Below are 11,982 nucleotides of genomic sequence, written 5' to 3'. Positions count from 1 at the left end.
ATTTGTTATGACACCTGGTCGGGGGAACAGGGATGCCGAAAACTGTTCAGAGTAGGCCTGGTCATATCATTTTCATTCATGAAAAAAATTTCATTACTCATCGCTTTTTCAGCGATTTTCGGAATCAATTATCTTTCTGCCCAAATCACCAGCCCGGCACCGTATTGCGTAGCTGATTTTGACGACATGCAGGGCTTTCCGGTAGAAGATGCGGTCAACTCGGTGTCATTCGGAACACTGGCCAACGCAAGCAATGCGCAATATGCAGCACCGCATTATGTTTTTTACAACAATCTTGCAGTGCCCGATTTCACTAAAGGAAACGCCTACACACTGTCCGTATCATTCAATGCATTAGGCGGCTGCGGCTACGGTGTGTGGATTGATTACAATCATGACAATGCTTTCGATGCTTCGGAAAAAGTAAGCGGAACACTTGCGGGAGACTGTCTTCCGGTTGGTGGTACCTGCTCAATCACAGAGAGTGTAACAATTCCTTTAACTGCATTGGCAGGCAATACCCGAATGCGCGTGCGCATTGTCGAAGATGACAATTATACAATGGGCACATCGGGATATAGCATCAGCCCATGTAATGCAAGTACATCGGACACCGATGTGATGGACTGGGGCGAAACCGAAGACTACACCATCAACATCACCGGTGGTACAACAGGTGCCGAAGAAATTGCAGCACAAAACCAGCTTGCAGTATTCCCATGTCCTGCAACAACAACAATTCGGATAAACGGTATAAGCGCTTCGGATCAGACATTCCGCATCTGTAATTTAGCCGGGACAGAGATTCTGAGCGGAAATCTGAACAGTCAGACATCGGTTGATGTTTCATCGCTGAACAATGGAATATATCTGCTGCAGGTCATTTCTGATGAATCCATGCAACAGGTTGTTTTCATCAAAGAATAAGCTGAAAAGAATTTTTATTTTCTTCAAACCGTTTCGTTGCCACTGCAGCGAAGCGGTTATTTTTTTCTACTGATAATTGTTTGTCAAAATATATAAATGAATAAAATATTTTCTACCTTGCAACAAAAAAAATAACTCACAGGTGCGGCGTCAGCACTTAAAACTCCGACTCAATTCTATGAAGCTTATCTACATTTTTACACTATTGACCGCCTTTCTGTTCGCGAACAACATTCAGGCTCAAACCACTGTAATGGCCGGTGACTGGTCAAATCCATTAACCTGGGGCGGCGCTCCGCCTATGGGAACAGGTACAGTTGTAATTAACCATGCAGTAAATCTGGATCTCGATTATATGCACTCATCGGGCTCTATTACCATTAATGGTGTTGGCTCGCTATCAAGCACAAATCCAATGCGGGTTTTCGCGCTCAACTACCCGAGCGGTGTTGCCACCATGACGGTGAACGGATCGTTTTCGGTAGCTCGCGTGCTGTTTACAGGAGGATACATCACCAATAACGGGACGTTTACTATTGATAGTTTATTCAATACCGCCCACCTGGATAACGGTGTCAACGGCATCATCAATGCCGAACAATTCATGAATGGCATTGACGGCAACTTTTCAAATTACGGCAGCGTGAATTCAACTAACTTCTACAGTCAGGACTCAGTGAAGAATTATGGCACAATCACAACAAATGATTTTTGTAATTCAGACCGGTTTATAAACTACAGTGCGGCAGAAGTGAATGCCAACCACGATTTTTCAAATATCGATTCATTATCCGGGCCCGTATCACTGACAAACGACGGACAAATCAATGTCGGCAACAACTGGCACAATAGCGAAACCCTTGACGGATCAGGAAAATGGTGCGTAGTGAACAACACCTGGAACAACGGAATCATGAACGGCACCTTCGATTTCTGCGACCAGAGCGGCGGTAACATCGATCTGGAGGAAGGCACCGTAGCTGGCACTGTTACATTCTGCAGTTTTTCATGCAATGTCTCAATTGCTGAAACAAGCACAGAGATAGGTATTTCTCCCAATCCCTGCCAGAATGAAATTGTATTTTCAAATATTGAAGCATTCGACAATGCATTATTAACCATTGTAAATTCATTTGGACAGATCGTGATTCAGAGCGAAAACCTCAATGGCAATGAGATAACGATTGAAAGCAGAAACCTGTCTGCAGGAATTTATTTTGTGACAATCAAAGACGGAAATCAGATTTTCTCTGGAAAATTCATTAAGGATTAATTTCGACATTTTCTGTTAGAGGAATCCACCGGGTTCCTCTTTTTTTTAATACTTGTTTCAATAAAAGGGAAAGAATAATTGTATTTTTGCAACAATAGAAATCAAATGACCAAAGCAATAATAATTGGGGCTACATCGGGAATCGGACGGGGACTGGCTTTGCTGCTTTCAATGGATGATTATGTCGTTGGCGCTACCGGACGCAGAATTTCATTGCTTGAAGAATTAAAAACTGAACATCCTTCCATTCTTATAAAACAAATGGATGTTACTGATTGCGAAAATGCGATTCAGCAGCTCAAACAACTGATAGCTGAAATAGGCGGACTCGATCTGCTGGTGCTGAGTTCGGGAGCCGGGTTTATTAATATTGATCTTGACTTTGAAAAAGAAAAAGTGGCCACAGAAACCAACGTTTCAGGATGGACCTGCATTGTAGATTATGTCTACAAATATTTCGAAAAACAAAAATCCGGACATCTTGTTGCGATCAGTTCAATAGCTGGATTGCGTGGAAGCCGCTTTGCGCCTGCCTATGGCGCATCGAAAGCTTATCAAATCAATTACCTTGAAGGGTTAAGACAAAAAGCAGGAAAGTCGAAATCGCCAATATATGTAACCGACATCAGGCCCGGATTTGTTGATACAGCGATGGCGCAAGGCGAAGGCATCTTCTGGGTGGCACCAGTCGAAAAAGCAGCACGTCAGATATTCAAAGCAATCAAACGCAAGCGAAAAGTGGTTTATGTGACGAACAGGTGGAGAGTGGTGGCCTTTATTTTTCGGATCATTCCGAGATGGCTCTATGAGCGGTATTAAACTTACAGTCGTTACTGTCGTTACAGACGTTACACGTGGAATTTATCCAACTGAAAGCGGGAATCGTTACAAAGTTACAGACAATACAAGAGTGTCGAGGTTGAGGTCGAGTTCAAGTGACGACCTTGTCACGTTTCACGAGGTTGCAAGCGGGATTCGTGCGCCCAGTGCAGGATATACTTGTTTTGCAAATAAATGCTCTAAATTCGAATTTCCCATGCTGCGTGCCCTATGCCTTAAATTCGTATTTTTGCAAAAAACAAACCGATGCTCCTTTTCATCAACGAGCTTTTTCATTTCAGATGGATCGATGCCCTTGATATCCTCATTGTCGGGTATCTACTTTATGAATTTTACATGCTGATACGAGGTACCAATGCCGTTTATGTAGGTGTTGGAATTGTGCTCGTGTATGTATTATGGAAACTGGTGGATCTTAGTGGAATGCATTTGCTTAGCGAAATTTTCGGCGCATTTATCAGTATTGGGGTCCTTGCGCTGGTAATCGTTTTTCAGCAGGAAATACGAAAATTTCTCACCATGCTTGGCTCTCAGAATATTCTTACCGGACATAGCCGCCGCTTTCTTTTCTGGAAGGTGAATGATACAAGCCGTAATTCTCTTGAAATCGATGAGATTGTTGAAGCCTGTTTTGACATGAGTAAAACAAAAACAGGGGCTCTCATTGTGCTGACATTGAAAAACGAATTGAAAGAGACCGCTGCCACAGGTAGTGTTTTTCAGGCCCAGGTGCAGCGCGATCTTATCAAATCTGTCTTTTACAAAAATTCACCTCTGCACGATGGGGCCTTGATTATACGCCGGAATCAAATAGTTGCAGCTCGCTGCATACTACCAGTTTCCAACAAATTTGATATGCCAGAAGATTTGGGACTGCGGCATCGTTCTGCAATAGGTATAACAGAGTCGAGCGATGCAATTGCAATCATAGTATCTGAGCAAACCGGCAATGTGACTTATGTTGAGCATGGCATCATGCAACGAAATATCGGCAAGACCGAACTTGAAACATTATTGAAATTTAATTTCGCCTGATTATGGCTTCTTCCTCCAAAGTTTACGGGACTGTTATAGAAAATCTGGAAATAATCGAAACAGCCTCTGAAGGAGTCTGCATCGGACGTCACGAAGGGAAAGTGGTTTTTGTGCCTTTTACTGTCCCCGGCGACATCGCTGACGTGATGCTGGTTAGAAGTAAAATAAACTACACCGACGCATTTATCAGGCAACTGCGCAAGCCCGGCGAAAGTCGCATAGAACCTATGTGTCCACACTTCACACTCTGTGGTGGTTGTCGCTGGCAACACATGCGTTACGATGCCCAACTTGTGATGAAACAGAAGCAGGTGACTGATAATCTGCAGCGCATTGGGGGTATTGAAATTGAAAATATTTTTCCGATTACGGCTTCTCCAAATCAATTTCATTACCGGAACAAACTTGAATTTACGTATTCCGATACCCGCTGGCTGACTGACGATGAGCGCCATTCAGAAAATATAGAACCACGCGGACTTGGGTTTCATTTGCCCGGACGCTTCGATAAAATCTTTAAAGTTAATCGTTGCTTTTTGCAGGATGACTACATGAACGAAATCCGAAACACTGCTCAGGATGTGGCTTTACAGCAAGACCTGACATTCTGCAACCGAAAAGAGCATACTGGATTTTTGCGAAATCTGATGATTCGCAATAGTTCTGCCGGTCACTGGATGATAACTGTAATCTTTGGATTTGATGATGAAAAGCTGATTTCAGAATACATGAATGCGCTCAAAGAAAAACTTCCTGGTGTCAAATCATGGATTTATATTATCAACACCAAGGCCAATGATTCACTGAATGATCTTGAGTTTCATGTTTTCTCCGGACCTGATTCATTCACGGAAACCATGGAACATCTGCATTTCAGCGTTGGACCACTCTCGTTTTATCAGGTGAATGTGCCGCAGGCCCTGGCCATGTATGGCATGGTTCGGAAACTGGCTGATTTAAAAGGAACCGAAACCGTATATGATTTATACACCGGAACCGGCACCATAGCTTTGTTTGTTGCACCACATGCATCCAAAGTTGTAGGCATAGAATATGTGCCGACGGCAATTGAAGACGCTAATAAAAATGCAGTGAACAATAAAATTTCCAATGCTGAATTTTTCTGCGGCGATATTGCAAAAACGTTGAATGCCTCATTCATGGCTGAACACGGACATCCGGATGTAATTATCACCGATCCGCCACGCTCCGGTATGCATCCAGATGTGGTTGCCCAGATATTGAATGTTGCACCGGAAAAGGTTGTATATGTAAGTTGCAATCCGGCCACACAAGCCCGCGACATAGCAATGATGAAAGATCAATACCGCCTCGCTGAAATCCATCCTTTCGACATGTTTCCACATACACACCATGTAGAGAACATCGCATTACTTATCCGAAAATAATCATCTGAAATGAAACAAGCAACTTTTCGCGAACGACTGAAATATCGTTTTGACATGATGATGGCCAGGGGACCGCTGGCAGTTATTGTCTGGCTTGCAATAGCCACACTATTACTTGTAGTTATTGCTGCCGGCATTATTGCAGCGTTCGGAATATTGCCCGAAGACACAGAACAGATGAGCTTTCTGGAAGCTTTCTGGCAATCGCTGATGCGCACGCTCGATGCGGGAACCATGGGCGGAGACTCAGGTTGGGGATTTCGCTTAGTTATGCTTATTGTCACAATCGGCGGAATTTTCATTGTTTCAGCATTAATCGGTATTATTTCGGCAGGCTTTGATCAGGCCCTTGAAGAGCTTCGCAAAGGCAGATCAAAAGTGTTGGAATCAAATCATACACTCATTCTCGGATGGTCGCCAAAAATTTTCACCATTATCAGTGAACTTGCCATTGCTAATCAAAATCAACGTCATCCCCATATTGTGGTTCTATCGGAAGTTGATAAATCAGAAATGGAAGATCAGATTAAAAGTCTTGTGCAGGAAACATTCAAGACAAAAATCATTGTTCGATCCGGAGACCCGCTTGAAAGCACGGATCTTGAAATGGTTGGTTATAACAAGGCCCGGTCGATTATTATTCTACCTCCGGAAACGGAAGAAATGCATGACCTTTTTATCATTAAAGTTGCACTGGCAATCATTAATAATCCCAATCGAAAAAAAGAAAAATTCAATATTGTTGCTGAAATTCGGGAAGAAAAAACACTGGAAGTTCTTGATCTGATTGGCCGCGACGAAATTTCAGTGCTGCAGTTATCTGAAGTGATGGCGCGGCTTACTGTACAGGTTGCACATCAGCCCGGGCTGAGTGTTGTGATCGAAGATCTTTTGCGGTTTGAGGGAGACGAAATTTATTTTTCCCATAATTCTCAGGTGACAGGCAAAGAATTTTGCAAGGCGCAACTCATGTTTGAAAACAGCACCATAATAGGAGTTCAGATGAAGAGCGGCGAAACAAAACTGAACCCTCCTATGGATTACGTGTTGCAGCCAGACGACAGCATCATTGCTATTTCTGAAGATGATGATACCGTTGTTGCAAACGGAAACCCGGAAAAATCCAAGGGTCTTGAAAAAACTGCAGTAACCGGTGAATCTGTTCGAAAACCTGTTCATACAGTAATTCTTGGATACAATCCACGCGTAAAAATGATTATTCAGGAACTCGCCAATTATTTTCCTGCCGGCTCAAAACTTCACGTAGTTGTTCAGGAAAATTACAAAAGCGAGATTACAGCATTGAATGCTGATCATCTTGATATTTCAGCAGATACAGGAGAAATAACCTCCCGTAAATTTCTCGGCAGTCTTAATTTGGCTGAAACAGATTACGTCATGATTTTATCCGAACCCGGCATGAGTATTCAGCAGGCCGATGCCAACACGCTTGTGACATTGCTTCATGTTCGCGATATTATTCAGAGAAACAGTTTCAACACCAATATTGTGAGCGAGATGCTCGACCCGCGCAACAGCGATCTGGCGCGCATCAGCCGTAAAAATGATTTCATTGTAAGCGACAAACTCGTGAGTCTGCTCATATCAATGATTAGCGAAAACAAAGATCTGAAGCCGGTTATAGATGATTTGCTCGATGCTGATGGTTCAGAAATTTATTTCAAGCCAATTACTCACTACGTGAAATCAGGTCAGTCCTGCAACTTCTATCAGATTAGTGCTGCTGCATCCTCAGTTGGACAAGTGGCAATGGGCTACCGGATTATGGCTGCATCAAACGATCCTTCGAAATCCTATGGAATTGTCATTAATCCTGATAAATCAAAAAGTATTGAATTCAGCGAAGAAGACATGCTGATTGTGCTCGCGGAAGACTAGACAGTGGTGAGGTGAGACTGAGATCAAGATCCAGGTCAAGGTCAAGAAGTCACGCGTCAACGTAAAACGTTGCAAGCAGGAGACGCGCGCCCAGGTTGAGGTTGAGAGCCGACCTTGTCGCGTTTTACGTGTAGGCGTCAAAAAAAGCTACAAAGTTCCTTTCTAGGCTTTTAAGGAGCCAAATATCAATAGCCCTGAGTGAAACCCCGGGGATAATAATATTCGCGCAGCACCCGTAAAAGAAAATGTTCGATGTTACGCGACAACGTAACACGCTGCACGCGGGAGACGCGCGCCCAATACAAGGTGTATGCAGAAGCCCGGACGATTTACGAAATCCGATTAGAGATTTTAGGTTTGCGATTTAGACATAATAGCCCTTAGACAGGAAATGACAGGGCAACGAATAAAAGAGAAAATGATGTCGGATTTTTTTGTATTTTTGTATTCCGAAAAAAGATCTGAGATGAAAACTAGAATTCTGATTTACAGCCTGTTTTGCGCCACCATGTTGTGGGCCGCATCGTGTTCGAATTCGAAAAAAGACGAAGTGAATTCTGATATCGTGCACAACGAGGCTACTGCCGACGGTGAAACAACCGGCGAAGGGTCAAAGATATCATTTGAAAAAACAGAACATGATTTCGGCGACATTATGGAAGGCGAAAAAGTTGAGTATGCATTCAAATTCACCAACACCGGAAATAAAGATCTGGTCATCACTTCGCATTCCACCACCTGCGGCTGCACTGTTCCTGAATATCCGAAAGGCGCTATATCACCCGGATCGGGTGGTGTTATTAAAGTGGCTTTCAATAGCAAAGGCAAGGAAGGCCGCAACAATAAAACCATCACAATTAGCACCAATGCTTCGGATCGTGATGTAGTTCTTACAATCAAAGCCAACGTAATTGAACCCTAAAAAAAACAGAATATGAACTTTGCCTACATTTTACTTTTATCACAACAGACAGCTGATGGAGAATCAAGCGGTGGATGGACCACAATGGTAATGCTTCTTCTTCTTGTTGTTGTTTTCTGGCTGTTTTTCATCAGACCACAGTCGAAAAAAAACAAAGAAATCACAAAATTTCGTCAGGGCCTGAAAAAAGGTGACCGCGTGATTACCATTGGTGGAATTCATGGAAAAATCCTTGAAATAAATGACACCACTGCTATCATTGAAACAGAAGGACAAGGCAAACTCAAGCTTGAGAAAAACGCTATTGCACAGGAATTCAAAGCTGAGGAAATGGCTGAGAAATAATGCCTGCGCATTATGAACAGTAAGTTTCGGATATTTATTATTTGCATTGCAATTGCAGGCCTGCTATGGCTTGTAAATCATTTGAACCGTGAATATACCGTTGGTGTTTCCTTTGATATTAGCTATAAAGGACTTTCATTTACGGAAAATAGTCAGCCGGACTCAACTATTTACGCCGAAGTTTCTGGAAGAGGTTTTTCTTTGATCAGGTTTTATTTCGAACAACCATTTGAAATAAGCTTGTCTCCTGCTGATTTCAAGTCAGTCAAGCGAGGTGATTCCATTTATCTCAGCGTGCTTCCGGATAATCTTCGGGAATCGGCAATTGAAGTCCTTCCTGCAGGCATTTCCATGACTAATATCCCTGACGAAACTCTTTCTTTTACGCTTATTTCGTACCCTTCGAAGGATGTTGCTGTAAAAGTCAATCTGAAACATGATGCGAATCAGAATTGTATTGTTAATGGTCCTGTGAAAATAATACCGCGTGTGGTCAGGATTACCGGCCCGGCAGAATTGATCGCAGGTATTGATTCCGTAAACACACTTCCTGTAGACCTTAGCGGTTTATGCGATACAGTACGCACGACAGTGAAAATTGCGCCTCTCTCAAATAATAAAGTGAGGTGCAATGTTTCAGAAATACATATTCTGGTGCCAATAAGTTCGGTAGTTCAGATTGAGACAAAGCTTCATTACAACATTACTATCCTCGGACATATTTATAATGGGGAAGTTACTACTGTTTTTCAGGCCCCGGCCAACACGGTTGAGCCCGAGCTGAATCTTACTCTTGAGACAGATATTGTTGAAAGCAATCTGGTTTTCAGTGTGAATTGTCCGCAGGGATATAAAATTCTTAGCATTTCTCCCGAATCCATACCATTGGAAAAATGATAAAAATAGGCCTTACCGGTAATCTGGGCAGTGGAAAATCGACAGTAGCCAAAGTGTTTGAAACTTTTGGTTTCAGGATTCTTGATGCCGATGCTATGGCCAAACAGCTTTATCTTATACCCGACATCAGAAAACAGGTTGAGTCGTTGCTTCATGTGTCAATTGTAAAAGCGGACAACACGATTAATTACCAAATAATTGCAGATTATTATTTCAATAAACCAGGTATTTATTCTGCACTGAATAAGATTCTGTATCCGGAACTTCAGAAAAATATTGAAGCGGAAATAACCGCACAAAAGGACAATGTAATTGTAGAAGCGGCCATGCTTTATGAAATAAATATGCAGCCACTATTCGATTATGTGATAACAGTTTCCACTCCAATGGAAGAACGCATGCAGCGCGTGTATAAGCGTAATGGCAGCAGTCGCGAACAGTTTATGGAACGCGAAAAACTGCAGTCTCCTGCGGAGTGGAAAGAAACTCAGGCCGATTTCATCGTTCGCAACGATGAGCGTTCATCGGTGATTGCTCAGGTGAACAACATTATTAAAAGCTTGAAATAATTCTCCTTAGTTTAGCTTTAGAAGCAGTTCTTCGAAATTACTCACAAAAAATATTGTCCCTGATCTGTTGCTTTCACGCATAAAATCACGAAGACTAATGCTTTCGTATTTGCTGAAATCGCCAATGATGCCAAGCTTCATGCGAAAATTCGAAAATTTCTGCAGTATTTCACCGGCCAGCCCTGATTTGAGATCGAAAAATTCAGGCGCCAGATGACTTTCCTGTACGATCAAAATTTCAGCACCATTCCAGGCGCAGTCCCCTATTACATCAAGCATGTCCTGCACTGTTCTGAAAATATTGCCTTCCGCTTCAACCAAAGCGATTTCCCATTCTTTTTCTGTCTGGTAGCTGATAGTCATATCATACTGGTTAAAATCAGGCCTGACCTGACTGAATGATTTGTTTGATTTCCTTTTTAATCGCTTTAATAAACTCGTCGTACGATTCAGGCTGCATGCGATTGATGTAATGAATCAGTACTCCTGTAGCCCAGGATTGGAGCAACGAAAGCTTGTTATTTACTTCTGTTCGCGTCATCTCTCCCTGCTTGATGCAATAATTCCATTCGTCAATAGTTGCGGTTTTCAGCGAATTGTTGATGACTGCAAGAATGTTTTCACGATTGCCTAAATCGCCTTTGCGAGCCATAAAGAACAATTCAAACACGCCGGGATATTCTACAAAGAATTCCACATACACCTGAACTGCTTTTCTGAAGCGGGCTTCGCCCTTAGGCAGCTTATTCACCCGTTCTGCTACAAATTCGTTGCATTCGTTCTGAAAATCGCTAACACAAAGGAACAGTAAATCGTTAATGTCGCGAAAATAATTATACATGGTGGCAAACGAATACCCCGCCCTGTCGGCTACACTGCGAACACTCACGCTACGCAGGCCTTCGCCTTTCAGCAGATCCTTGCAGGCCTGAATAAAATAGTCGCGCATACGCTGCTCCTGAATTTCCTTGTTTTTCATAATTACATATTTTGAACGCTGCAAATATAGTGAACAATGTTCATATATTGAACACATGGTATAAATATTTTTGCAACACTTGCACTGGCGCGGATTTTCAATCCGTGATAGTGCTATCCTGTCACGGATTGAAAATCCGCGCCAGGATAGGAGAATAGGTGCCTTCGTGGCAAATCCCCTATTTCAGCTCCGGGAAAAAGTCGGCAGTGAAATCAATGTATTCCTGTGTGTGATGCGATTCGGCGGCGCGGATAATCATTTTTGAAGATTCGAAAACTCCGCTTCTGGTGCGGGAAAACGACATGATTTTGCGGAATGGCTTAGGGGCGGTCGAGAATAGAATCATTTCTTCAATCAAATTCAGTCCTCTGTAATACAGAATGCTTTCAAATTCAATCGATACTTCAATTGGAACAATAACACTAAAAACGCCATCGGGAGTCAACAACAGGTTCGCGGCATCGGCCAGTTCCTCTAGCGACAATGTGGTATTGTGGCGTGCATTGGTTCTTCGCGGATCAGCTGATTTGAGACTGTCGATAAAATAAGGCGGATTTGAAACGACACAATCAAAGATATTTCCAACTTCTTTTGCAAGTTCCTGTACCGACACACAACGAGCTGAGAGTCTGACATTCCACGGTGATGCTGCGAAGTTTGAGTTTGCCTGCTTTACGGATGGTTCATCAATGTCAATCGCCATGATTCGTCCTGTCGATTTCTGAGCCATCATAAGCGCAACAAGACCGCATCCGGTGCCAATATCGAGGGCATGTCTGAAATCGCGCCGGCTGCTGTAAGCGCCCAACAAAACTCCATCTGTTCCGACTTTCATGGTGGAATGATGATCGTAAATTTCAAATTGTTTAAACCGGAACGGTTCCATT

At 42.8% G+C, this 11,982-nt stretch carries 13 protein-coding genes; 10 read left to right on the top strand and 3 right to left on the bottom strand.

The window, feature by feature from the left end; genetic code table 11:
- Positions 1-78: 78 nt before the first annotated feature.
- The 10 genes from A2W93_02865 to A2W93_02820 all read left to right on the top strand — a co-directional run bounded on the left by A2W93_02865 (position 79) and on the right by A2W93_02820 (position 10,116).
- The gene (locus tag A2W93_02865; GenBank protein ID OFY53608.1) at positions 79-927 is read left to right on the top strand and encodes a hypothetical protein; all 849 of its coding nucleotides are present in this window, start codon (positions 79-81) and stop codon (positions 925-927) included.
- A 205-nt stretch (positions 928-1,132) separates the two neighbouring features.
- Positions 1,133-2,200 (top strand): hypothetical protein, encoded by a 1,068-nt coding sequence (locus tag A2W93_02860; GenBank protein ID OFY53607.1) that lies wholly within the window; start codon positions 1,133-1,135, stop codon positions 2,198-2,200.
- Positions 2,201-2,305: 105 nt separating this feature from the next.
- A complete protein-coding gene (locus A2W93_02855) occupies positions 2,306-3,019 on the top strand; it encodes an oxidoreductase (GenBank protein ID OFY53606.1) in 714 nt (237 codons plus the stop codon).
- A 267-nt stretch (positions 3,020-3,286) separates the two neighbouring features.
- Positions 3,287-4,075, top strand: coding sequence for a hypothetical protein (locus A2W93_02850; GenBank protein ID OFY53605.1), 789 nt, complete (start codon positions 3,287-3,289; stop codon positions 4,073-4,075).
- A 2-nt stretch (positions 4,076-4,077) separates the two neighbouring features.
- Positions 4,078-5,484, top strand: coding sequence for a 23S rRNA (uracil-5-)-methyltransferase RumA (locus A2W93_02845; protein OFY53604.1), 1,407 nt, complete (start codon positions 4,078-4,080; stop codon positions 5,482-5,484).
- 9 nt (positions 5,485-5,493) lie between these two features.
- Positions 5,494-7,383, top strand: coding sequence for a hypothetical protein (locus A2W93_02840; protein OFY53603.1), 1,890 nt, complete (start codon positions 5,494-5,496; stop codon positions 7,381-7,383).
- A 466-nt stretch (positions 7,384-7,849) separates the two neighbouring features.
- The gene (locus tag A2W93_02835) at positions 7,850-8,305 is read left to right on the top strand and encodes a hypothetical protein (protein ID OFY53732.1); all 456 of its coding nucleotides are present in this window, start codon (positions 7,850-7,852) and stop codon (positions 8,303-8,305) included.
- A gap of 12 nt (positions 8,306-8,317) precedes the next feature.
- On the top strand, positions 8,318-8,650 hold the full coding sequence (locus tag A2W93_02830) for a preprotein translocase subunit YajC (GenBank protein ID OFY53602.1): 333 nt from the start codon (positions 8,318-8,320) through the stop codon (positions 8,648-8,650).
- Between the two features lie 81 nt (positions 8,651-8,731).
- A complete protein-coding gene (locus A2W93_02825; protein OFY53601.1) occupies positions 8,732-9,547 on the top strand; it encodes a hypothetical protein in 816 nt (271 codons plus the stop codon).
- Positions 9,544-10,116 (top strand): dephospho-CoA kinase, encoded by a 573-nt coding sequence (locus tag A2W93_02820; GenBank protein OFY53600.1) that lies wholly within the window; start codon positions 9,544-9,546, stop codon positions 10,114-10,116. The genes A2W93_02825 and A2W93_02820 overlap by 4 nt, the downstream gene beginning before the upstream one ends.
- Positions 10,117-10,122: 6 nt before the next feature.
- Here the strand turns inward: A2W93_02820 and A2W93_02815 are convergent, their stop codons facing one another.
- From A2W93_02815 to A2W93_02805, 3 genes are all read right to left on the bottom strand, one after another.
- On the bottom strand, positions 10,123-10,479 hold the full coding sequence (locus A2W93_02815; protein ID OFY53599.1) for a hypothetical protein: 357 nt from the start codon (positions 10,477-10,479) through the stop codon (positions 10,123-10,125).
- A gap of 16 nt (positions 10,480-10,495) precedes the next feature.
- A complete protein-coding gene (locus A2W93_02810) occupies positions 10,496-11,095 on the bottom strand; it encodes a hypothetical protein (GenBank protein OFY53598.1) in 600 nt (199 codons plus the stop codon).
- 178 nt (positions 11,096-11,273) lie between these two features.
- Positions 11,274-11,981 (bottom strand): hypothetical protein, encoded by a 708-nt coding sequence (locus tag A2W93_02805; protein OFY53597.1) that lies wholly within the window; start codon positions 11,979-11,981, stop codon positions 11,274-11,276.
- Position 11,982 lies beyond the last annotated feature (1 nt).

This window comes from Bacteroidetes bacterium GWF2_43_63 (genome assembly GCA_001769275.1).
Lineage (GTDB): Bacteria > Bacteroidota > Bacteroidia > Bacteroidales > DTU049 > GWF2-43-63.
Note: the sequence above shows the minus strand (reverse complement) of the source record. Positions and strands in the feature narration are given on the sequence as shown.